Below are 23,965 nucleotides of genomic sequence, written 5' to 3'. Positions count from 1 at the left end.
TCATCAAGACACCACCGCGCGAAGGTTACTGTTTTTCTTTTTTATTAGGGCTATTGGGGTTTAAAAAGTCTATGAGCTGCTTTTTTGCTGGTTTTTATCTCGCGCAAAGACGCAAACATGCTAAGTTTTCTCTTTTGGGTGTGTGTTTTTCTCTTGAATTAAATTTCTCTTCTGGAAACCCATGCCCTAGCCCCGATAAAAGTGGAAATCCTTGTTCGGCACAAAAGATTGGAACGGATAGCAGGAAATAGCTCCTAATCTTTATGAAATTCCAAATCTTAAATTACAAATTCTAATGTTGAGCTTGCTTCTCCCGAAGCCTCGGGACACTCAGCTGGACAAAATTACTTCTCCTTAATATATAAAGACAAAAATAAACCCGACAGGTTTTGGAAACCTATCGGGTTGTGTTATGAAATTTTACTCTTATATAAGGAGTAATTATTTTTTAGCTTGTGTTTTGGCTTTTTCTTCCCAGTAATTCATCAGATCATTATAATCTACGGGATTGGCGGGTTTCTGATTGATTAATCGACCAGAGTCGAAAGCACGCTGAAGTATGGTTTCTATTAAATAGTCTTCGTTTACTTCATACGGCTTGTATTCTTTTTTTAAACTTATATCAAACAAATTGGCAGTTGTATTAGAAACAAAGGCTTTGAATCCGCTTTTTAAGGTTCGGATCAATTCATAAGTTGTGATTCCTGTTTGTCTATTGATTAATTTGACAAGAATCTGACCTTGTCTGCGTGACAATTTCTTTAATCTTTCTTCGAATTCATTATTAAGATAATCTTCAACGATTTTAAAATACTTTTTCTTTTCGCGATTGGTTTTCAAACGTGCCATTCCTTGATTTAACGCCGTCAAACGATCTGCAGCTAGTTTAGCATAAGGATACACTTTATAAACTCGGTTTTGAAGAATCAAAAATTGCTTTTGTGCTTCGGGATCTAACTTTTCTTTAGAAATGATAATCTCCGGCAATTGAATTGTATCACTTAATATAGAATCATTTTCGGTTAAAACATAGCCCATTTCCTGATTTGGCTTTGGTGTAACCTGGGCTTGGCTTGTAAACGAAATCAATACAAAGAATAATATAACGTAGGTAAATCTCATTGAGTCATAATTTAAATGTAAAATTATATATTTATATACAACTCTAATACCAAATTTATAAATTAGCAAAAAAATATTTTTATGAGTACTGAATCTATCTTAAAAGATACCTCCATTGCTTTCCTGGAAAGCTACCTAAATAACGCCTCACCGACAGGTTACGAAAGTGAAGGTCAAAAACTTTGGATGAATTATTTAAAGCCTTACGTTGATACTTTTATTACTGATACTTACGGAACGGCAGTTGGGGTTATTAATCCTGATGCGCCTTTTAAGGTTGTAATTGAAGGTCATGCCGACGAAATTTCATGGTATGTGAACTACATTACTGATGATGGTTTATTATATGTAATTCGAAATGGTGGTTCTGATCACCAGATCGCACCTTCTAAAAGAGTACATATTCATACTAAAAAAGGAATTGTAAAGGGTGTTTTTGGATGGCCGGCAATTCATACCAGATTACGTGATAAGGAAGAATCTCCAAAAATTAGCAATATTTTTATTGATTTAGGCTGCGAAACCAAAGAACAAGTTGAGGCAATGGGCGTTCATGTAGGCTGTGTGATTACATATCCTGACGAATTTATGATTTTGAACGAGAACAAATTTGTTTGTCGTGCAATTGATAACAGAATGGGCGGATTTATGATTGCCGAAGTAGCTCGTTTATTAAAGGAAAACAAAAAAGAATTGCCTTTTGGTTTATATATTGTAAATTCGGTTCAGGAAGAGATTGGTTTGCGTGGAGCGGAGATGATCGCCCAAACGATTAAACCAAATGTAGCTATTGTGACTGATGTTTGCCATGATACCACTACTCCAATGATTGATAAAAAAGTTGAAGGTGATCTTAAAATGGGTAAAGGTCCTGTTATTGCTTATGCACCGGCAGTTCAAAACAGATTACGCGATTTGATTGTTGATATTGCCGAAGAGAATAAAATTCCGTTTCAGCGTCATGCAACTTCAAGAGCTACGGGAACTGATACTGATGCTTTTGCTTATAGCAATGGCGGCGTGGCATCGGCATTGATTTCATTGCCTTTGCGTTATATGCATACAACGGTAGAAATGGTTCATAGAGATGATGTCGAAAATGTCATTAAATTGATTTATGAGTCATTATTGAAGATTGAAAACAATGAAACTTTTTCTTATTTCAAATAAAAACAAGATTTAAAACATCAATTCGGTTATAGAAATAACCGAATTGATTTCTAAAAAAATATGAAAATACTACTACTCGAGGACGATTTTACTTTATCTAAAGAAATCTCAGCATTCTTTACTTCAAAAGAATTCGAGTGTTTCCCCTATTATGATGGTTCTTTACTATTGAAGAAATATCTTCCTTATGAATATGATTTAATCATTCTGGATATTAATGTTCCCGGAATAAATGGTATCGAAGTTTGCAAAGGAATCAGGGAAGTTGATAAAAAGACTCCTATAATTATGCTTACTGCTTTTAGCGAGATTGAGGACAAACTTGCTTCTTTTGATAATGGAGCGGATGATTATTTAGTAAAACCTTTTCATTTTGAAGAATTATACGCCAGATGTTCTTCTTTGTTGAGACGAAAAGATATTCCACAACAAACAGAGAAAAAAATACTGATTCAGGATTTGGAGATTTTAGAAGATGACATGAAAGTATATCGCTCTGGTGAAGAGATTAAACTTACTCCAAAAGAGTTTAAACTGATTCATATTTTAGCTCAAGCCAAAGGAAAAATACTTTCTAAACAATTTATTGCTGATAAACTTTGGGATTATCATATTGAAACTAATCAGAATACCATTGAGGTTTATATTAACTTTCTAAGAAAAAAAATCGATAAAGACCACGAAACAAAACTAATTCGGACCAAAATTGGATACGGATATTATTTAAGTGATCAGGAATGACATTAAAGAATCGAATATCATTATTAGTTAGTTTATTGTTTACAATCCTTTTTGGGTTGGCTTCCACTTTGATATTTGTCTTGTATTCTAATTTTAGAAAGGAAGAATTTCGTGATCGACTGGAAATAAAAGCACTTTCGAACATTAAACTTTTGGTTAATGTAAAACAAATTGACGATCAGCTTTTAAAGATGATTGATCAAAATTCGATCAATAAATTATATGACGAGAAGACATTGGTCTTCGATTCTAACTATAAACTTATCTACAGCAGTATTGATGATGCTAAAATCAATTGGTCTGTTGATGATTTAAAATACCTTAAAAAACACAAAACCTTTTTTAAACAACAAGGAAGCTACGAAGTTTATGGTGTTTTTTATGATACTAAAGACAGGGATTTTTATGCTTTAATATCTGCCACTGACGATTATGGCCAGAGAAAACTCTTATTTTTAAGATATACTTTAGTCATTTCATATATCTTTTTTACTTGTATTTGCTGGGTCTTAACTTCTTTTATGGTAAAAAAAGCTATGAATCCGTTGAGTGCTTTTCATCAGAAAATTAAAAACATAAACGAGAATAATCTCGATACACGTATTGAATCAAAAAGCAACAAAAACGAAATTGATTTGATCGCAAATGAGTTTAACTTTATGATGGACAGGATTGAGGTGTCATATCAAAAGCAAAAAGAATTTACAGCGCACGCTTCGCACGAACTCAGAACTCCGCTATCAAGAATTACTTCGCAAATAGAAAATGTTGTAGCTGATCCTAAAACTTCTACAGAAAGAAAATCGTTTCTAAAAACAATTTTATCAGATGTAAATCAACTTACTGAATTAATCAATTCATTGCTTATTTTATCTAAAATTGATAACAAAAACTACGAAAATAATGAGATTCATCGCATTGATGAAATTCTATTTTCGGCAATCGAAAAATTAAATAAAAGCTATCCGGATTTTGTTATTTTATTTGAAATTGAAGAAAATGACAATCTAGATACTGCATTAGAAATCAAAGGAAACAAAAATCTGTTAGAAATTGCTTTGAGTAATGTTTTAAAAAATGCTTGTGTTTACTCAAACAATAAACAGGCAAAAGTAAAAATAAGCACTGATAATGAACATCTTATTGTTTCGGTTTTAAATACTGGGAAAACCTTAAATGAAACAGAACAAAAAAATCTCTTCCAGCCCTTTATGCGTGGCGAAAATGCAAAAGGGACCTCTGGTTTTGGGCTGGGTTTACGTATTGTTCACCGTATTTTAAATCTGCACAACTCAACCATAACTTACAGTATTCCAGATATTAACACAAATTTATTTCAATTATTTTTTCATTTATAATTTATTTTAAGGTATTTTTAAGGCAGAATTTAAGGTGTCTTAAAGTCTACTAATAGCATATTTGTATCAAATAAATTTTGATACAATGAGAAAACTATGTGCATTATTATTGCTTGTATTATTCAATCAGGCAATTATGGCTCAAAAAACAGTTACACTTCAAGACTGTGAGAGTCAGTTTCTTAAAAAGAATCTTTTTTTGTTGGCATCACAATATAATATTGATGCTTCAAAAGCACTAACTATTCAAGCCCGCATTTGGGACAACCCAACAATCTCTGCTGAATTAAATGCGTACAATCCTGAGAGGAATCAATATTTTGATATTGGAAAAGATGGTCAAAAAGCATTTGGTATTGAACAGTTGATTTACCTGGGCGGAAAAAAACGCAATGAGGTAAAACTGGCTCAAACCAATGAACAATTGGCTGAATTGCAGTTTAATGATTTATTAAGAACTTTAAAACTACAATTGCGTAAAAGCTTTTATACGGTTTATTACAACACCAAGAATCTTGAAACTACTGATAAACAAATCGCGCATATTGAAGATTTGATTAACTCCTACTCTGTTCAGGTTCAAAAAGGAAATCTTCCTTTAAGAGATTTAGTTCGTTTGCAATCCTTGTATCTCAATTTTAAAAATGAACGCATGGAAGTGGTGAATGATAATATTGAAGAGCAGGCCAATTTGAAATTATTACTGAACGAAGCAGAAACAGTGATTCCAAATGTTTCTGATGCAGAGTTTAATAAATACTTAAAAACGATGCCTTTTGATTTAAAGTCTTTTGAAACTGATGCTATAACTAATCGTCCTGATTATTTAGCCAAACAAAAAGAAATCGACGCGAACACGTTGAATGTAAAATGGCAAAAATCGCTTTCTGTTCCGGACATTACTGTTGGTGCAAACTATGATCAACGCAGTGGCGCTTTTAATAAAGAAGCTAATTTGACACTTGGAATTCCGTTACCACTTTGGAATAAAAATAAAGGAAACATTAAATACGCCCAAACCATTCTGGAACAATCTAAAGTTGACAAACAAAACTTTGATTTGCAATTGCAGACTGATATTACTTCGGCTTGGAATAAATGGGATGAATCCCGCAAAAACTATGTGGTTATAAAACCAACTGTCAATTCGGATTTTGAGGCTGTTTACAACGGAATGCTGACCAATTTTCAAAAACGAAACGTCAGTTTATTAGAATTTACCGATTTTATGGAAAGCTATAATCAAGCATCGATTCAGGTAAATGAATTAAAGAAAAAAGTAGTGCTTTCGGGCGAAGAATTAAACAGTACAATCAATAAAGACTTATTTTAAAACTAAATAAAGATGAAATACAAACTAATCATAGCAATTGCAATCGTAAGTCTATCAATTGCAAGCTGCAAGAAAGAAGTTGAAAACCCTGACACAAATACCTCTTTTGCGTTAAGTGATGCAATGCTAAAAACCACCACAATGGCGGAAGCACAAAACCAGCCTGTAAAAAATCAATTAAGCTTTTACGGAAAAATTACTGCTGATAATAATAAAGCAATAGATGTTTATCCGCTTGTTGGAGGAAACGTAATAAAGGTAAATGTAGAACTTGGAGATTACGTAAATAAAGGACAAGTCCTGGCAACTATAAGAAGTACGGATATTGCAGATTTTGAAAAACAATCTATTGATGCTAAAAGTGATTTATTGGTTGCAAAAAACGGTTTGAAAGTTGCTCAGGAATTATTCGACGGAAAGTTAAACTCTGAAAGTGATGTTCTTCAAGCAAAATCAGAAGTAAATAAAGCGCAATCACAGCTGAATAAAATTCAGGAAACATACAAAATATACAATATTAAAGCAGGATCGATTTACGAAGTAACAGCTCCTATTAGTGGTTTTATCATTCAGAAAAGTATTAATCAGGATATGCTTTTGAGAAATGATCGTTCTGAAAACATCTTTGATATTGCCGAGATTAGCGAGGTTTGGGCAATGGCAAATATTAACGAAATGGATATTAATAAAGTAAAACTTGGAATCGATGCCGATGTAACAACTTTAAGTTATCCTGATAAAGTTTTTAAAGGAAAAGTTGATAAAATTTTCAATGTAATTGATCCGGAAACTAAAGCTATGCAGGCACGTATCAAATTACAGAATCCGGGTTATATGTTGAAACCTGATATGAATGCAAGTATCAAATTATCTTTTAATGAAGATAAAACAATGATTGCGATTCCAAGTAAAGCAATTGTTTTTGACAAAAGCAAAAATTTTGTAATGGTGTTTAAAGATCGTCATAATATCGAAACCAGACAAGTTGAAGTTTACAGAGTTGTTGGAGACACAACCTATATTTCAAATGGTTTAAAAGAAAATGAGAAAGTTATTACCAACAATCAGTTATTTATTTATCGCGCTTTAAACGATTAAGACATGAACAAATTCATACGAAATATTATTGCTTTTTCTCTTAAGAATAAAGCTTTCACATTTTTTTGGGTTGGAATATTGGCTGTTGCCGGATTTATTTCTTTCAAAAATATGCCTATTGACGCTTTTCCTGATGTAACGAATACACAAATTATCATCATTACACAATGGAATGGTAAAAGTGCCGAGGAAGTAGAACGTTTTGTGACCTCTCCTATTGAGATCTCAATGAATTCGGTACAAAAAAAGACCAGCGTGCGTAGTATTACCATGTTTGGTTTATCTGTAATCAAAATTATCTTTGATGATGGTGTCGATGATACGTTTGCACGTCAGCAGGTTAATAATTTATTAAAAAATGTTTCTCTTCCTGAAGACGTCGAGCCTGATGTTCAGCCGCCTTACGGACCAACCGGGGAGATTTTCAGATACATTGTTAAAAGTGATAGCAGAGACAGTAGAGAATTATTGACGTATCAAAACTGGATTATTGACAAACAATTGCGCTCTGTTCCTGGTGTTGCCGATTTGAATGTTTTTGGAGGTCAGGATAAAACTTATGAAGTTGGGGTTGATCCTATAAAACTTGCCAAATATAACATCACGCCACTTCAGGTTTATAATGCCGTAAATGCAGGAAACTTGAATGTTGGTGGTGATATTATCGAAAAAAACGGGCAGGCTTTTGTGGTTCGCGGTGTTGGTCTTTTAAAATCAATTTCGGATATCGAAAACATTATTGTTGATGATGCGCACGGAAATCCGATTTTGGTTAAAAATGTTGCTTCTGTTTACGAAAGTTCAATGCCAAGAGTTGGGCAAACCGGAATTGGTAAAAATGATGATGCAGTCGAAGGGATTGTTGTAATGCGTAAGGGCGAGAATGCTCAGGAAACATTGGCTTTGATCAAAGACAAAATAAAGGATTTGAATGAAAATGTTCTTCCAAAGGATATAAAAATCGAAACGTTTTACGACCGTGATAATTTGATGAATTTCACGACCGAAACCGTAATGCATAATTTATTCGAAGGAATTATTCTGGTTACTTGTGTCGTATTTCTTTTCATGGCAGATTGGAGAACAACTTTTACCGTTTCGATCGTTATTCCATTATCGTTGTTATTTGCTTTTTTATGCCTTAAAATGATGGGAATGAGCGCGAATCTACTGAGTTTAGGTGCGGTCGATTTCGGGATTATTATTGATGGTGCGGTTGTTATGGTCGAAGGTTTGTTTGTCGTACTCGATCACCGAGCGCATCAACTAGGGATGACCGCTTACAACAAAATTGCAAAAGGTAGTTTGATTAAAAAAACGGGAACTGAAATGGGTAAAGCCATCTTCTTTTCTAAATTAATAATCATTACGGCTCTTTTACCAATATTTTCATTTCAGAAAGTAGAAGGAAAAATGTTCTCTCCTCTGGCTTTTACTTTAGGTTTTGCTTTAATGGGAGCTTTACTTTTTACTTTGACACTGGTTCCTGTTTTATCACATATTCTTTTGAATAAAAATGTGAAAGAGAAAAACAATCCTTTTGTGAATTTTTGGGATAGAATTGTTGGTAAAGGTTTTGCCTGGACATTCAAACATAAAGTAAAAACACTGATTGCTTCAGTAGCTTTGTTGGTGGCAGTTTTCTTTTCAGCTACTTTTTTAGGAACTGAATTTTTACCTCAATTAAATGAAGGAGCTTTATGGGTAACAGCTGAATTACCAATGAGTACCTCGCTTCCAGAGAGTGTGAAGACAGCATCGATGATTCGAAAAGATCTTGAAAGCTTTCCTGAAGTAAAAAATGTATTATCACAAACTGGTAGAAGTAATGACGGAACTGATCCGAACGGGTTTGGTTTTATTCAGCTTCAGGTCGATTTAAAACCTAAATCAGAATGGACGCGAAAAATTAATATGGATGAACTGATCAACGAAATGGATCAAAAACTAAAAGTTCATCAAGGTATTACCTATAATTATTCGCAGCCGGTTATTGATAACGTGGCCGAATCTGTGGCTGGTTTTAAAGCTTCGAATGCTGTAAAAATATATGGGGACGATCTGGATAAACTAGATGAGTTATCAAATGAAGTTTTAAACAAAATCAAGGATATTCCCGGGATAAAAGATGTTGGGATTCTTAGAAACGTTGGTCAGCCTGAAATCAGCGTGATCTTAGACAGAGAAAAAATGGCCGCTTACGGAGTTACTTTAAGTGATGCTCAGGCTGTTTTGGAATTGGCTTTTGGAGGAAAAACAGCAACTCAAAAATATGAGGATGAGAAAAAATTTGATGTAAGAGTTCGTTTCTTAAAAGAATATAGAAAAGACGAAGTCGATCTTGCTGAACTTAAAGTACCAACAATAAGCGGTGTAAAAATTCCATTAAAAGAAATTTGCGATATTAAAACCGTTACAGGGCCAGCATTTATTTATAGAGATAATACAAAACGTTTTATTGGGGTAAAATTCTCTGTTCGCGACCGTGACTTAGGAAGTACAATTGCCGAAGCCCAGAAAAAAGTGTCCGAACTAAAAATGCCAACAGGTTATAAAACGGGCTGGACAGGAGAATTTGAAAATCAAGTTCGCGCCAGTGCACGTTTGGCTCAGGTTGTTCCAATAAGTTTAATAGGAATATTTGTTCTATTGTTTATTTTATTCGGAAATATTAAAGATTCATTATTGGTTTTAGCCAATGTACCGTTTGCAGTAATTGGAGGAATTATTGCGTTGCATCTTACAGGAATGAACTTTGGAATCTCGGCAGGAGTTGGTTTTATCGCCTTACTCGGAATTTGTATTCAGAACGGGGTTATCCTAATATCTGAATTTCATCATAATCTCAAGGCAAAATTAACGCTTGAAGAATCTATTTTCTTGGGAGTAAAAGCCAGAACAAGAGCCGTAGTTATGACCGCTTTAATGGCCTCGATAGGTTTAATGCCTGCTGCAATCTCAACCGGAATCGGTTCTGAATCACAAAAACCATTGGCGATTGTTATTATTGGAGGTTTAGTTACAGCAACGATTTTAACATTGTTGGTTTTCCCAATTCTATTCTGGGTATTCAACCGTAAAAAACATGTTCCAATTGAGTAAAATATTTAGGACTGATTAATTGGTTAAATTAATTTGGTTAGGTTAAAAAGAAAAAGCATCATTATTTTAATGGTGCTTTTTTGATTTCGTTTCCTCCAAGTTTGATATCTTGCGTACAATATAAGTTAAATCTGATTTATGAAATACATTTATTCTCTACTCGCCATTTTTGCAATTTCTTTATTAGCCTCAATTATAAATCCAAAAGAAGGATTTACTTGTTTTCTTGAAGTAATTCCGGCAATTATAGGTTTCTTAATTTTGGTTTTTACTTTTAAAAAATTCCGATTTACAAATTTCACCTACACCTTGATATTAATACATTGTATTATTCTCTTCATCGGTGGACATTATACCTATGCCGAGGTTCCTTTTTTTGATTATATAAAAGAATTATTTCATCAAAGCAGAAACAATTATGATAAAGTAGGTCATTTTGCTCAAGGGTTAGTTCCTGCAATGATTATCAGAGAACTTTTTATACGCAAAGAAGTAATTAGTAATAAAAGTTTCTTCAACTTTATTATTGTTTCAATATGTTTAGCAATCAGCGCAATGTATGAATTTATAGAATGGTTTGTTTCTCTTGCAACTGGCGACGGTGGAGACGCATTTTTAGGAACTCAGGGATATGTTTGGGATACACAATCTGATATGCTTTTTGCAACGATTGGAGCAATTGTTGGCTTAATTATATTCTCGAAAATTCAGGATAATCAAATTAAGAATATTGATTTTTAAAGTCTTTAGAACGATTTTATAATTCTAAAATCGCTTATTCTTAAATTTAAAAAAAAACTAAAGTAAAAACGACCTTCTGCTCAAAGAAGGTCGTTTCAAATACTAACTCAAACTCTTTTAAACTTTTAGTCTAAAACGTTTATTTTAATTCTTTCAAAATATTAAAGGCTTCTGTTGCTTTAGAAACTTCTGCATATTTTAAAGCTGTATAACCTTTATCATTTTTTTCGTTTGGACGTGCACCACTTGCTAATAACACTTTCAAGATCTCAACTTTATTGTAACGTGCTGCGATCATTAATGGAGTCATATCTTCAGATATCTGATTTACATCAGCTCCATATTCAATAAATTTTTTCACGATTTCGATATCTCCTTTGCTAACTGCAACATTTAATGGAGAAGCAAAATAAGCTGAAAATTCAACTTCGTTTTTCACAGATGGTTTGTGATTTGAAGCCATTGAAACATTTGCAAATGCTACTAAGGCTAGTCCTAAAATAATTACTGATTTTTTCATGTTGATTGATTATTAATTGATTGATATTGATGATTTTAATTTCTATGTAAATGTACTTTAATTTTTGTAATATGTATTACAAGGTACTGTGTTTTAACTAATTCTTAACATTCAGTTAATAAATGGGTTACATTTTAAAACTTAATGTTTCCAGAACTTCAACTTGCTTTTATAATAGACGCTGCAAATTCAAAAATGTTACACTAAAATGAAAAAAAAATAAAAAAAATCCTCAAAAAAATTTTAAAACCAACAAATTCAAACCTTTACTTTTTTAACTTTACTTTAAAATGCGAATAAAAAATGCTTAACTAATACATAAATCAAGTCATAACCTTAAAACCACAAAGTATGATAATCATTAAAAGAATTCTGATCGTATTAATTTTAATTGTCTCAATAGTTTTAATTGCGGCCTATTTTATGCCAAAAGATTATGCGATACAACGAGAAATTACAATAAACAAACCAGTCGATAGTGTTTTTAACTATGTGAGATATTTAAAAAACCAAAATCAGTTTAGTGTTTGGGCAAACATTGACCCAAAAATGAAATCGACTTATAAGGGAACTGATGGTACTGTAGGTTCTATATCTGCTTGGGAAAGTAGTGTAAAAGAAGTTGGTGTTGGCGAGCAGGAAATCACAAAGATAACCGAAGGAAAACGTATAGACTTTGCCTTGCGCTTTAAAAAACCAATGGAAGATACTGCTGTAGGTTTTATGTCTACAGAAGCAGTTGCAGGAAATCAAACTAAAGTAAAATGGGGAATAAATGGTGTTTTTCCTTATCCGATGAATATTATGATGCCAATGATGAATATGGATCAAATGATAGGAAAAGATTTGGATAAAGGTCTTGAGAATTTGAAAACACAAATGGAGAAATAAAAAAATTAGCCACAGATTGCAGGATTAAAATGATTACTAAAAATCAATTTTGTCTTGTAATCTGTGGCTAAAATTATTCTATTCTTTTTTATCAAAAAGAAATCTTCAGTATGAAATTCTTATTTTGAGCTAAGATACGCTACAACATTTTTCTCAATACGTTGATCAATATTGTCAATATCAGCTTTAACAAATTTTTCTCCTAAAATATTCTCGTATAATTCAATATATCTTTCAGAAACTGATTCTATATAAGCATCTGTCATATCCGGAATTTGTTGTCCTTCCTGACCTTGGAAACCATTTTCGATCAACCAGCGACGTACAAATTCTTTTGATAATTGTTTTTGCTCCTCTCCTTTGTCTTGTCTTTCCTGATATCCGTCAGCATAAAAATAACGAGATGAATCTGGTGTATGAATTTCGTCAATCAAAACAATCACACCTTCTTTAGTTTTTCCGAATTCATATTTAGTATCAACCAAAATTAAACCACGGCTTGCCGCAATTTCAGTTCCTCTTTGAAACAAAGCACGAGTATATTTTTCTAAAACTAAATAATCTTCTTCTGTAACAATTCCTTTAGCTAAAATATCTTCACGAGAAATATCTTCATCATGAGAACCATTATCCGCTTTTGTTGTTGGCGTAATAATAGGTTCCGGGAATTTATCATTTTCTTTTAAACCTTCAGCCATAGTAACTCCGCAGATTTCTCTTCTTCCCGCAGCATATTCACGAGCGGCGTGTCCTGAAACATAACCACGAATTACCATCTCAACTTTAAAAGGGTCACATAAATGTCCAACAGCTACGTTTGGATCTGGCGTTGCAATCAACCAATTTGGAACAATATCCTGAGTTAACTCCATGAATTTTGTTGCAATCTGATTCAAAATTTGTCCTTTGTACGGAATTCCCTTTGGTAAAACCACATCAAAAGCCGAAAGTCTATCGGTTGCTACCATTACTAAAAGTTCATCATTGATATTATAAACTTCTCTAACTTTTCCGCGGTAAACTGATTTTTGATTCGGAAAATTAAAATTTGTCGTTGTGATTGTATTGCTCATTATCCTTAGTTGTGTTGTTTTTTATGAATGCAAATTTAAAACTATTTCACAGAGTTACGCAACGAAAAGAAAGAGATAAATCGAGAAATGTGATAATTTTTATATTTTAAAGAAATTAAAACAAAAAAATCCCTGAAGTAATTCTTCAGGGATTTGATTTTATTCTGGATGAATCTTTTATTCAATTAACTAGTAACAAATTCTTTATTTAAGATTTTTGAAGCAATATATTTTGCTACACCATCTTCGGCATTGGTTTTTATAACTTCTAAATCAGGCAACGTTTCTTTTAATAAAGCGGGAGCATTTCCCATAATTAAACCTTTTCCTGTTGATGATAGCATCTGAACATCATTAAAACCATCACCAAACGAAATTGCTTCTTCCAGAGAAAAACCTACTTTTTCTAAAACACGCTGAATTGCAACTGCTTTGTCAACCGATTTATCCATAAATTCTAAACAAGTTGGCAAACTAAAAGCATGGTGCAAATCTTCTGAAGAATTGGCTAAAATAGCATCTTTTAACTTTACTAATTTTTCGTGATTATCATGTGCAAAGAATATCTTAATTGCGCCAAAATCCTCCAGCGTTTTATAATCTACCAATTCTGGATGGTATTTTAACTCCGCTTGAAAAGCATTTAGTTTTTCGCTTAATTTATTGGTTTGCCAAACATTTTCTTTGAATAAAACGACTGTGATTTCTGGGTCGATATCAACATTTAGTGCTGCTTTTACAACATCACTTTCTAAGTTGAAAGCAAAAAGCTCTTCTTTTTTCGGTGAATGAATTCTCGCTCCGTTTGAACTTACCAAATAAACCGGAACTTCCAGTTTTTCGATAATGCCCATTGCATCAAGATGATGACGCCCTGTAGCTACAATGATAAGATAGTTTTGATTGTGAAGTTCCTGAAAAATTGATTTAGTATAATCTGAAATTTTGTGTTGTGGGTTGAGTAAAGTTCCGTCAAGGTCACTTACTACAACTTTTATATTTTTAAGCTTAGTCATATTAAAGATCAAGTATTTATGAAGTGCAAATTTACAGCTTTACCTTCAGAAGAGCAAAGATTACAAACCGTAAAAGCCCCAAATAAGCGAAGTTTATTATTAATTTAACTATTTCATTAAATATTGCATTATAGATGTTTTAAACTTTAATTATTCCTGTTTTATATAAATTTATAGCTTTTTGGATAATTTTTTCAATTTGTTCCAAAGGCAAATCTTCTTCAATATCCAGCATCATAATTTTCATTCTGGAGCGATTTTCCTGAATCAAAAAATGTTCTTCAAAATGCTTTCCTTCTACAATCCCGATATAGGGTTGTTTGCTTTTTTTATGAATCCACATATAACAAAACATTTTTCCTTTATAACAGAAAAAAGGCATTCCGTATTTTAGAACATGAGTGATGCTATTGTCTTGTTTTAGAATAATTTCTTTTAATGCCAAAAAAATCCCCTTTATAGGCTCCCCTTGTTTTAAGTAGAAATCATCTAGTTGTTTCATTTGGTATAATTATAAAAAAATATTCGTTTTACACATTTCTATAAAGATATGTATAAAACGAATATTAATAAATGTCAAATCACATTTCACGATTTACATCTGACATTTTATAAAAAATTAATCGTGATTTTCTATTTGTTTATAAGCGTCAATTACCTTTTTCACTAATCTGTGACGCACGATATCTTTATCATCGAGATAAATAATTCCGATTCCGTCAACGTCTTTCAAAACTAAAATAGCTTCTTTAAGACCAGAAATAGTTCTTCGTGGTAAATCGACCTGTCCAGGATCACCCGTAATCATGAATTTGGCATTTTTTCCCATACGGGTCAAAAACATTTTCATTTGCGAGTGCGTTGTATTCTGTGCTTCATCCAGAATTACAAAGGCATTATCAAGCGTACGCCCACGCATAAATGCTAATGGCGCAATTTGTATAATTCCTTTTAAAATGTAATCTTCGAGCTTTTCGTTAGGCAGCATATCGCGCAAAGCATCATAAAGCGGTTGCATATAAGGATCTAGTTTTTCTTTCATATCGCCGGGTAAAAAACCAAGATTCTCTCCTGCTTCTACCGCTGGTCGCGTTAGTATAATCCTTTTTACTTCCTTGTCTTTAAGCGCTTTTACCGCCATTGCAACACCAGTATAAGTTTTTCCGGTTCCAGCGGGACCAACAGCAAATACCATATCATTTTTTTTGATTGTATCTACCAATAATTGCTGGTTAGGCGTCATGGCTTTAATTATTTTACCGCCAACACCATGAACTAGTATTTTGTCATGATCGTAAGATTTTCTTTCATCCTGACCATCACTCATAATTACACGTTCAATTACATTATCATCAATGTTGTTGTATCGGGTAAAATGAAGCATAAGCCTCTGAAATCTTTTTTCGAATTCATCTAAAACTTCTTTTTCGCCAAATGCTTTCAAAGTGGTACCTCTCGCTACTATTTTAAGCTTTGGGTAATACTTTTTAATTATTTCAAGATGAGTGTCTTGAGCGCCCCAAAAGTCTTTTGGAGCGATGTCTATGAGCTCGATAATTCTTTCGTTCAAATGAGATAGTTTTAAATTAAAAATAAATCAGTTTTTATAAATTAGTGGTTGTCGGGTCTTTTTCACAGGCAGTTTTTGGTCTCAGTGGCATTATACTTCGTTTCAATCTGCTTTTTTTATTAACTTTAAACTGAAACTGAAAACAATGACTAAATATTACAATTTGCCTTTCATTTTTGCAATTACTATTATTAGCTTTGCATTTCTCAAATTTAATGAAAATTAGATTTAAATACTACCAATAGTTATAAACAAAATTATGTCAATAATTACCCTTACTACCGATTACGGCTTAAAAGACCACTTTGTTGGTTCGCTAAAGGGTAAAATATTATCTGAGTATCCAGAAGTTACAATTGTTGACATTTCGCATGACATTGATCCATTTAACACTGCCGAAGCAAGTTACGTTATTGGTGCCTCTTATTTGAGTTTCCCAAAAGGAACTGTACATCTAATTGGTGTTGATATTGAACGCAATAAAGAGAATCAGCATATTGCTATGCAATGGAATGATCATTACTTTATTTGTGCCGATAATGGTATTTTAAGCATGCTTACGCAGAAAATTGTTCCGCAAAAAATTGTTTCCATCAATATACATGATCGTTTTCCGAGTGAATTCAGTGATTTGGATATTTTTATAAAAGTAGCCAGCCATATTTCTAAAGGCGGTTTACTGAATGTTATTGGAAAAGAAATCACAGAGATCAAACAAATTACAGAGTTACAGCCTGTGATTTCAAACGACGGAACCTCGATAAAAGGTTATGTGATTTACATTGATCATTTTGGAAACGTAGTAACTAATATCTCTAAAAAGCAGTTTACAGAAATAGCAAAAGGCCGTCCGTACGAGATTGTGATGAAACCAAAAAGTATCAAAACAATTTTACCAAATTATTCCTCAATTGCAACTTCAGATAAATATCCGATTAAAACTTATGAAGGTGAGAAACTAGCTATTTTTAATGAAGCCGGTTTCCTCGAAATTGCCATTTTTAGGAGTAATCCTTCAAAAGTTGGCTCCGCAAATAGCCTTTTAGGATTGAATTATCGTGATGTAATTACTATAAAATTTTTGAGTTAAATATTCCATCAAAATAAAATACATTTGCACCCAATTTGAATCAAAAAAATAACATGTTTGTTAGAATAGTAAAGATGAGTTTTCACGAAGAAAAGATTCCGGATTTCCTGGAGAATTTCGAAAGCATTAAACACAAAATACGAAATGCACCCGGAAATCGTTTTTTAGAGTTGTATCAGGATAAAAATGATAAAGGCATATTTTTCACCTACAGCTATTGGGAAACTGAAGAAGATTTAGAAAACTATAGACAATCTGAGCTTTTTGATTCAGTTTGGAGTTTTACAAAAAAACTATTCAATGCAAAACCGGAAGCGTGGAGTGTGGACAAAGTTGTTTCTTTAGTTTAAAAATTGTTTCAAGTTTCAGGTTTCAAGTTTCAAGTTTAGCGCTTGACTTAAAAATTGGAACGATTTAACCGCAAAGTACACAAAGATTATATTACAAGGTTTAAAAAAACACAAAGTTCGCAAAGGAAAGCAACTTGAAACATGAAACCTGAAACAAAAAAACAAATTACCGATTAAACGATTAAACAAAAAATAAATGAAATCAATCATTTTACGAGAAATAAAATCCTTTTTTGGATCTCCTATTGGCTATTTAGTCATTGCTGTTTTCTTAATTAGCAACGGACTATTTTTATGGGTATTTGAAGGAGATTATAACATATTGAATACAGGTTATGCCGATTTGACTCCGTTTTTCACTTTAGCGCCGTGGATTCTTATTTTCCTGATTCCAGCAGTTACAATGAGAAGTTTCTCTGACGAAAAAAAACAAGGAACACTGGAATTACTTTTGACAAAACCATTATCAATTTGGGAAATCGTAAACGGAAAATTTTTAGGCTCTCTACTATTGATCGTTTTGGCAATTATTCCAACTTTTATATATGTAAAAGTAATTTCTGGTTTAGGTTCTCCAGAAGGAAACATCGATATGGGAAGCACAATTGGTTCTTATTTCGGATTATTGTTTCTGATTGCAGCTTATTCTGCAATCGGAATTTTTACTTCTACCCTATCAGAAAATCAAATTGTAGCTTTCATAATTGCCGTTTTTCTATGTTTTATCTTTTATTTTGGGTTTGAAGGATTAGCTTCATTGATTCCGGGATCTTCAATTGTTTCGGCATTTGGTATGCAGGATCACTTTAAAAGTATGAGTCGAGGCGTTATTGATACACGTGATGTTATTTATTTTTTGAGCATCACAGTATTATTTCTGTCTTTTACCGTTTATCAATTAAAATCTTTTAAAGCATAATGAAAACATCTACTCAACAAAATATCAAAACGTTAGGTATTACGGTTTTTGTTTTAATCGTTTTAAATGTATTGGGAAGTTTATTTTTCCACCGATTTGATTTAACCAAAGACAAGCGATATACGTTATCTGAAACCTCTTTACAAATTGTAAAACAGGTTAAAAATCCGTTATCGATTAAGATTTATATGCAAGGCGATTTGCCGGCAGATTTTAAGCGTTTGCAACAAGAAACCAGACAATTACTGGAAGAATTTCAGGCTTATAACAGCAATATTGTTTTCGAATTCGTGAATCCGTTAGAAAACGGAGAAGAAAACATGGATGTCGTAAAATCTCTTTACCAAAAAGGGCTTACGCCAATAAACATCACTGTTGACGACAAAGGAAAACAGTCACAGGCAATGGTTTTTCCTTGGGCAGTTGCGGTTTATAACAATAAAGAAGTTAATATTCCTTTGTTGAAAAACATTATGGGAGCTTCTACCACACAAAAAGTAATTGGATCGATTCAGCATTTAGAATATTCGATTGCTGACGCCATTAATAAAATCTCTAAAGACAGACAAAAGAAAGTAGCGATTATAAAAGGAAATGGAGAATTAAACGAAGTTCACATTGCCAAAATGCTGCAGCAAATTCGCGAAAGCTACTACATCGGACCTTTTACATTAGATTCTGTAGCTCAAAATCCAACAGGAACTTTAGACGCTTTAAAGAAATATGACTTAGCAATTATCTCAAAACCAACTGAAACTTTTTCTGATGAAGAAAAGCAGGTTTTAGATCAGTTTATCATGAATGGAGGAAAAACATTATGGTTAATTGATCAGGTTGCAGCTGATATGGACAGTTTGTACAATCAATCTGGAGCGACTTTGGCTTATCCGAGAGATTTGAATTTAAATGATATGTTCTTTAAATACGGATTCAGAATTAATCCTGATTTGGTAAAAGACGAACAAGGAAGTCCAATAAAACTGGCAACTGGAGAACAAGGAAGTGCAACTCAGTATCAGGATTTTGTTTGGAAATTTGCTCCTGTTGTTATACCAATCAGTAATAATCCGATAGTGAAAAATTTAGGCCAAATTAAATTTGATTTTGTCAGCCCGATTGATACTTTAAAAAACGGAATCAAGAAAACCGTGTTATTGCAATCTTCTCAATATTCTAAAACTATTGGATCACCTGTTGAAATAAATTTAAATATAGTAACCGAGAAAACTTCTCCGCAGGATTATATAAACAAAGGAAATATTCCACTTTCTGTTTTATTAGAAGGTTCTTTCCATTCGGCTTTTGAGAATCGCGTTTTACCTTTCAAGGAAGATTCATTTTTGACAAAAGGAAAACCAAATAAAATGATTGTAATTGCCGATGGTGATCTGGCCAGAAATCAATTAGACAAAAACATGATGCCAGTAGAATTAGGTTACGATCAACGTACCGGAAATCTATATGACAACAAAGATTTTATGATGAATTGTATCAATTATTTGTTGGATGATACGGGACTTATTAACATTAGAAGTAAAGATGTAAGCTTACCATTATTAGACAAAGAGAAGGTTTACGAAAATTATACGATGACGCAATTCATAACTATCGGACTTCCAATTCTAATTTTATTGGTTTTTGGAATAGTATTTACTTACTTGCGAAAAAGAAAATACAGCAAATAGATGTTAATAAAAAAATTGCGAAACTAAGATTGTTTACGATATATTTGTAAAACCTATCTTAGTTGAAGAAATACTAAGAAAAAGTGCAAAAAAATAAAACAAAAGAGATGAAATTTATAGTATCGAGTTCGTACTTATTAAAACAATTACAAGTTTTAGGTAGTGTAATCAACAGTAATAATACGTTGCCTATTTTAGATAACTTTTTATTTGAATTAGACAATGATGCGTTGACAGTTTCGGCTTCAGATCTTGAAACTACCATGTCGGCTACATTATCAATCGATTCTAAAAGTAAAGGAAGCGTTGCTGTGCCAGCTAAACTTTTGCTTGAAATTTTGAAAACGTTTCCAGAACAGCCTTTAACTTTTACAGTTGAGGATAACAATACAGTTGAAATTAGTTCAAACTCAGGGAAATATGCATTAGCGTATGCTGCGGGAGAAGAATTTCCAAAAGCGGTTAATCTTGAAGATCCGTCTGTAACGCTTGTTCCTGCTGATGTTTTGGCAACTGCTGTAAGCAAAACTATTTTCGCTGCCGGAAACGACGATTTACGTCCGGTAATGTCAGGTGTTTTCTTCCAGTTCTCACCAGAAGGATTGACTTTTGTGGCAACAGATGCTCATAAACTAGTAAAATATGCCCGTACAGATGTAAAAGCATCTCAGGTTGCAGATTTTATTATGCCAAAGAAACCTTTGAATATCTTAAAAAGTATCTTAGGATCTTCTGATGCTGAAGTAAAAATTGAATACAACGATTCGAATGCGACTTTCTCATTCGATAATTATATTTTAATGTGTCGTTTAATTGATGGAAAATACCCAAATTATGAAGCGGTAATTCCAAAAGAAAATCCAAACAAATTAATGATTGACCGTTCTTTATTTTTAAGTTCAGTTAAACGTGTTGCGATTTTCTCCAACAAAACTACACACCAAATTCGTTTGAAAATCGCCGGAGCAGAATTAAATGTTTCTGCAGAAGATATTGACTACTCAAACAAAGCAGAAGAAAGATTGACTTGTGATTATCAAGGAGATGATCTTCAAATTGGTTTCAACTCTCGTTTTTTAACTGAAATGTTGACCAATTTACAATCAGATATGATTATGTTAGAGATGTCATTGCCTAACAGAGCAGGGATTCTTACGCCTGTAGATGGTTTAGAAGAAGGTGAAACAGTAACAATGTTGGTAATGCCCGTAATGTTAAATAGTTAACATCAAAAGTTATTTTTGTTACAGGGATTTTTTTTAGTTTCAAATTAAAGACATATCATTGTAAAAAAAAATATCGCTATTAACCAACCATTTTTTATACCTAGAAACCGCAACTCCGATAAAGAGTTGCGGTTTTTTATTTTGAGTCAATTTTTGTTTCAAGTTTCAAGTTTCAAGTTTCAAGTTTCAAGTTGAAATGCGATTGTGGTTTGTGTAGATTTAACCGCAAAGTTCGCAAAGCTTTGTGTTATTAAGCTTTGCGAACTTTGCGTTTGTAAACACAATCTGAATATAAAAATCTTTGCGAGCTTTGCGGTAAAAAAGCACAATACAGACAAACCTGAAACAAATAAAAACTTGAAACATTTTCTTTAACTTTGTAATATGAAAATAGAAATTTGGTCGGACATCATGTGTCCGTTTTGTTATATCGGAAAAAGACAACTGGAAACAGCTTTAGCTGAGTTTCCAAATGGAGAATTTGAAATTGAGTGGAAAAGTTTTCAACTCGATCCAACTATTACACCACAATCAGAAAAAGACGTTTATACGTTTCTTGCTGAACGAAAAGGTATTTCGGTTGATCAATCAATAGAAATGCATAAAGGTGTTGTAGAACGCGCAAAAAGCGTCGGTTTGGATTATCATTTTGACAAAGCGATTATCTCGAATTCTTTAACAGCACATCGCATTATACATTTGGCTAAGTCAAAAAAACTTGGCGACGAAATGGAAGAGATTTTCTTCAAAGCCTATTTTACTGATGGAAAAGATTTAAATGACACGCAAACTTTAATAGAATTAGGCGTTCAGGCAGGTTTAGATTCAAAAGAAGTACAAGAAGTTGTAGAGAATGAAAATCTTTATTTAAACGACGTTCATGCTGACATACACGAAGCAAATCAAATTGGAGTGCAAGGAGTTCCGTTTTTTGTTTTTGATCGAAAATATGCGGTTTCCGGAGCTCAGCCAGTTGAGGCTTTTGTGAATACGATTAAGGAAATGCAGAAGTAGCTTTAGATGTAAGAAGCAAGATTCGAAGAAGCAAGAAGCAAGATTTTAGATTTTGATCTGGATTGTCACTCTGAGTGAAGTCGAAGAGTGCAAAGTAATCACAAAGTAAAAATCTAAAATCTTGCTTCTTGCTTCTTTCCTCTTCAATCTAAAATCTACGCTCTAAAATCATATAACTCCCATTTTCTGCATCAAGAAGGTTGCGCTTTTATTTTGGCAGATTCCTTTTCTAAGTTTATAATCAAAATGGAGTTCGTTGTCTTTAATTTCGACTTCAAAACATTGATTGGTTAAAATCTCCGGATATTCATTTGTTGTTAAACACACTTCTATGTCGTGCGTTGCGATAGCTCCAACAGCTTTTTTAGCAATGATTTTTTTGACTACTTCGATTGTTCCATTACGTTTGTCGTCAGAGTTTGTTCCTCTTAAAATTTCGTCTAATAAAACAAAAGCGGGCTGATCCTCCAACGCGTCCATAATTTGTTTTAAACGCTTAATTTCGGCGAAGAAATAGGATTCACTATCCGCCAAAGAATCAGATAATCGCATTGAAACCAAAACTGGAAGTGGATGAATATTAGCCTTTGAAGCACAAATAACTGAGCCTACTCCACCTAAAACCATATTGATTCCTAAGCTTCTTAAAAAAGTACTTTTTCCGGACATGTTTGAACCCGTTAAAATCATGAATGATTCCGGATAAAAATGAGTATCATTCCCTACTCTAGTCGCTGGATTCAGTAACGGATGGCTCAAATTTGAAAACCCAATTTTATACTCCGAATTAATCTCAGGAAAAACAAAATCTGGATTATTATAGGCTAAATTTGCGAAACTATTTAAAGCTTCAAATTCTCCTATTATATCTATCCATTTTTCTAGTTCGGTCGAATAATTATCTTTCCATTTTAAAAGTGCTTTTAAAACATGAAGATTAAACAAGAATGTTCCGTTAAAGACTATTGCAGTAACAAAATTGTTAATGGTATCCATTCTTGAAAACAACTCAGAAAGGTCTTTTAAATGTTTACTTGCTGTTGCGTTTCTAAAAATAAGCTGTTGCTGTAGATCAATTAACTTCTTAGATTGAAACGTTTCGGTTTCAATTTTCTGAACTAATAAACTATATTGCTTAATGATTTTATCTACATTGTCTGCCTTAGCAATTTCAGATTGAATTCGTTTAAACGATTGCCCCAACACGATCATATTGGCTATAAAAATATAAGTTACATAAGACAATAGAATCGTTTTTGAAGTAACAAAATAAGCAATTAAAAAACCGAAGAATAATGTTGGAAGAATAATTGAAGCCGCAACTAAAACTTTAGGTAATGTATTATTTTTAAATGAATTCCAATGAATTAAAGAATCATACGAATTTTTAGAATCATTACTAATCATCGCTAGAGCCAGGAAATCCTGACGCCAGTCGATTTTAGTTTTTAACTCGTTTATTGCTTCCTGATTTTCTAAAATTGTTTCATTAGGCAACAACGTCAACAATTGATTTGCTAATATTTTTTTTCCGATAAAAGTGGCTGTTCTGTTTATATTCTGGAACAAGGAATGATCTCCAAAAATATCTAAATCGTAAGCATACGGATGGTGAAAATCATTGAATTCTATGCCGTTTTCAAAAGGGATTTTTTCTCTTTTTAAATACGTAATTTCCTTTTGATTGATTTTTAAAATGGCGGTCGTGAGTTCTTTTTGAAAAGACAATTTAGAATGAATTCTCATCAAAAAAATAAAACCAATAAAAGACAGAAAAGCAAAAACTACGTAAAGAATTTCATTTGTTTTTAAGTAGTAAAACAGTAAAAACAAACAAAGAAAAACGCTTAAAAGACGTAGAATACTTATGCTGTTGTATCTTTTATTGATTTTATTAAAAAGTGTGGTATAGTGTTCGACTTTATTTTGATATGCTTCCATTTTTA

General features: G+C 32.7%; 22 protein-coding genes. 15 read left to right on the top strand and 7 right to left on the bottom strand.

Features of this window, described 5'->3' with window-relative positions; genetic code table 11:
• On the top strand, positions 1-251 hold a 251-nt coding region (locus LPB88_RS23235; RefSeq protein WP_230718100.1), incomplete at its 5' end, for a hypothetical protein.
• A gap of 190 nt (positions 252-441) precedes the next feature.
• Here LPB88_RS23235 and LPB88_RS23230 read toward each other — a convergent pair.
• On the bottom strand, positions 442-1,122 hold the full coding sequence (locus LPB88_RS23230) for a DUF4294 domain-containing protein (RefSeq protein WP_230718098.1): 681 nt from the start codon (positions 1,120-1,122) through the stop codon (positions 442-444).
• A gap of 81 nt (positions 1,123-1,203) precedes the next feature.
• Between LPB88_RS23230 and LPB88_RS23225 the strand changes: the two genes are divergently transcribed.
• From LPB88_RS23225 to LPB88_RS23195, 7 genes are all read left to right on the top strand, one after another.
• Positions 1,204-2,292: a M42 family metallopeptidase gene (locus LPB88_RS23225; RefSeq protein WP_230718096.1), complete on the top strand. Its 1,089-nt coding sequence runs from the start codon at positions 1,204-1,206 to the stop codon at positions 2,290-2,292.
• 60 nt (positions 2,293-2,352) lie between these two features.
• Complete coding sequence (locus LPB88_RS23220; RefSeq protein ID WP_230718094.1) at positions 2,353-3,033, top strand: response regulator transcription factor; 681 nt, start codon at positions 2,353-2,355, stop codon at positions 3,031-3,033.
• Positions 3,030-4,391: a HAMP domain-containing sensor histidine kinase gene (locus tag LPB88_RS23215; protein ID WP_230718092.1), complete on the top strand. Its 1,362-nt coding sequence runs from the start codon at positions 3,030-3,032 to the stop codon at positions 4,389-4,391. Before LPB88_RS23220 ends, LPB88_RS23215 begins: the two co-directional genes overlap by 4 nt.
• An 85-nt stretch (positions 4,392-4,476) precedes the next feature.
• Positions 4,477-5,724: a TolC family protein gene (locus tag LPB88_RS23210; protein ID WP_230718090.1), complete on the top strand. Its 1,248-nt coding sequence runs from the start codon at positions 4,477-4,479 to the stop codon at positions 5,722-5,724.
• Positions 5,725-5,736: 12 nt separating this feature from the next.
• Positions 5,737-6,822: an efflux RND transporter periplasmic adaptor subunit gene (locus LPB88_RS23205; RefSeq protein ID WP_230718088.1), complete on the top strand. Its 1,086-nt coding sequence runs from the start codon at positions 5,737-5,739 to the stop codon at positions 6,820-6,822.
• Positions 6,823-6,825: 3 nt separating this feature from the next.
• Entirely contained in the window at positions 6,826-9,924 is a 3,099-nt protein-coding gene (locus LPB88_RS23200; RefSeq protein WP_230718086.1) for an efflux RND transporter permease subunit, read from the top strand.
• Positions 9,925-10,062: 138 nt separating this feature from the next.
• Complete coding sequence (locus LPB88_RS23195; RefSeq protein WP_230718084.1) at positions 10,063-10,665, top strand: DUF2238 domain-containing protein; 603 nt, start codon at positions 10,063-10,065, stop codon at positions 10,663-10,665.
• Positions 10,666-10,804: 139 nt separating this feature from the next.
• On the opposite strand, the gene LPB88_RS23190 is transcribed toward LPB88_RS23195, so the two are convergent.
• Positions 10,805-11,185, bottom strand: a complete 381-nt coding sequence (locus tag LPB88_RS23190) for an ankyrin repeat domain-containing protein (protein ID WP_230718082.1) — start codon at positions 11,183-11,185, stop codon at positions 10,805-10,807.
• Positions 11,186-11,536: 351 nt separating this feature from the next.
• On the opposite strand from LPB88_RS23190, the gene LPB88_RS23185 reads away from it, so the two are divergent.
• Entirely contained in the window at positions 11,537-12,076 is a 540-nt protein-coding gene (locus LPB88_RS23185; protein WP_230718080.1) for an SRPBCC family protein, read from the top strand.
• 119 nt (positions 12,077-12,195) lie between these two features.
• Here LPB88_RS23185 and LPB88_RS23180 read toward each other — a convergent pair whose 3' ends face one another.
• The 4 genes from LPB88_RS23180 to LPB88_RS23165 form a co-directional block, all read right to left on the bottom strand.
• Positions 12,196-13,149, bottom strand: coding sequence for a phosphoribosylaminoimidazolesuccinocarboxamide synthase (locus LPB88_RS23180; RefSeq protein ID WP_230718078.1), 954 nt, complete (start codon positions 13,147-13,149; stop codon positions 12,196-12,198).
• Positions 13,150-13,334: 185 nt separating this feature from the next.
• Positions 13,335-14,165: a Cof-type HAD-IIB family hydrolase gene (locus LPB88_RS23175; RefSeq protein WP_230718076.1), complete on the bottom strand. Its 831-nt coding sequence runs from the start codon at positions 14,163-14,165 to the stop codon at positions 13,335-13,337.
• Positions 14,166-14,304: 139 nt separating this feature from the next.
• Positions 14,305-14,667: a DUF1801 domain-containing protein gene (locus tag LPB88_RS23170; RefSeq protein ID WP_230718074.1), complete on the bottom strand. Its 363-nt coding sequence runs from the start codon at positions 14,665-14,667 to the stop codon at positions 14,305-14,307.
• 117 nt (positions 14,668-14,784) lie between these two features.
• Complete coding sequence (locus LPB88_RS23165; RefSeq protein WP_056190794.1) at positions 14,785-15,735, bottom strand: PhoH family protein; 951 nt, start codon at positions 15,733-15,735, stop codon at positions 14,785-14,787.
• A 259-nt stretch (positions 15,736-15,994) separates the two neighbouring features.
• On the opposite strand from LPB88_RS23165, the gene LPB88_RS23160 reads away from it, so the two are divergent.
• The 6 genes from LPB88_RS23160 (at position 15,995) to LPB88_RS23135 (ending at position 22,019) form a co-directional block, all read left to right on the top strand.
• Positions 15,995-16,825 carry an S-adenosyl-l-methionine hydroxide adenosyltransferase family protein gene (locus LPB88_RS23160; protein ID WP_230718073.1) on the top strand — a complete coding sequence of 277 codons (831 nt, stop codon included), beginning with the start codon at positions 15,995-15,997 and terminating at the stop codon, positions 16,823-16,825.
• A 53-nt stretch (positions 16,826-16,878) separates the two neighbouring features.
• Positions 16,879-17,175: a putative quinol monooxygenase gene (locus LPB88_RS23155; RefSeq protein ID WP_230718071.1), complete on the top strand. Its 297-nt coding sequence runs from the start codon at positions 16,879-16,881 to the stop codon at positions 17,173-17,175.
• A 196-nt stretch (positions 17,176-17,371) separates the two neighbouring features.
• Positions 17,372-18,094, top strand: a complete 723-nt coding sequence (gene gldF, locus LPB88_RS23150) for a gliding motility-associated ABC transporter permease subunit GldF (RefSeq protein ID WP_230718069.1) — start codon at positions 17,372-17,374, stop codon at positions 18,092-18,094.
• Positions 18,094-19,779 (top strand): gliding motility-associated ABC transporter substrate-binding protein GldG, encoded by a 1,686-nt coding sequence (gldG, locus tag LPB88_RS23145; RefSeq protein ID WP_230718067.1) that lies wholly within the window; start codon positions 18,094-18,096, stop codon positions 19,777-19,779. Before gldF ends, gldG begins: the two co-directional genes overlap by 1 nt.
• Positions 19,780-19,886: 107 nt before the next feature.
• On the top strand, positions 19,887-21,005 hold the full coding sequence (gene dnaN / locus LPB88_RS23140) for a DNA polymerase III subunit beta (RefSeq protein ID WP_230718064.1): 1,119 nt from the start codon (positions 19,887-19,889) through the stop codon (positions 21,003-21,005).
• Positions 21,006-21,389: 384 nt separating this feature from the next.
• Complete coding sequence (locus LPB88_RS23135; RefSeq protein WP_230718062.1) at positions 21,390-22,019, top strand: DsbA family protein; 630 nt, start codon at positions 21,390-21,392, stop codon at positions 22,017-22,019.
• Between the two features lie 168 nt (positions 22,020-22,187).
• Here LPB88_RS23135 and LPB88_RS23130 read toward each other — a convergent pair whose 3' ends face one another.
• Entirely contained in the window at positions 22,188-23,960 is a 1,773-nt protein-coding gene (locus LPB88_RS23130; RefSeq protein ID WP_230718060.1) for a DNA mismatch repair protein, read from the bottom strand.
• Positions 23,961-23,965: the final 5 nt, after the last annotated feature.

It is taken from the genome of Flavobacterium sp. JAS, from assembly GCF_020991455.1.
In the GTDB taxonomy this organism is placed as follows: domain Bacteria; phylum Bacteroidota; class Bacteroidia; order Flavobacteriales; family Flavobacteriaceae; genus Flavobacterium.
The sequence above is the reverse complement of the archived record's forward strand: the minus strand, read 5'-3'. Positions and strand labels throughout refer to the sequence as shown.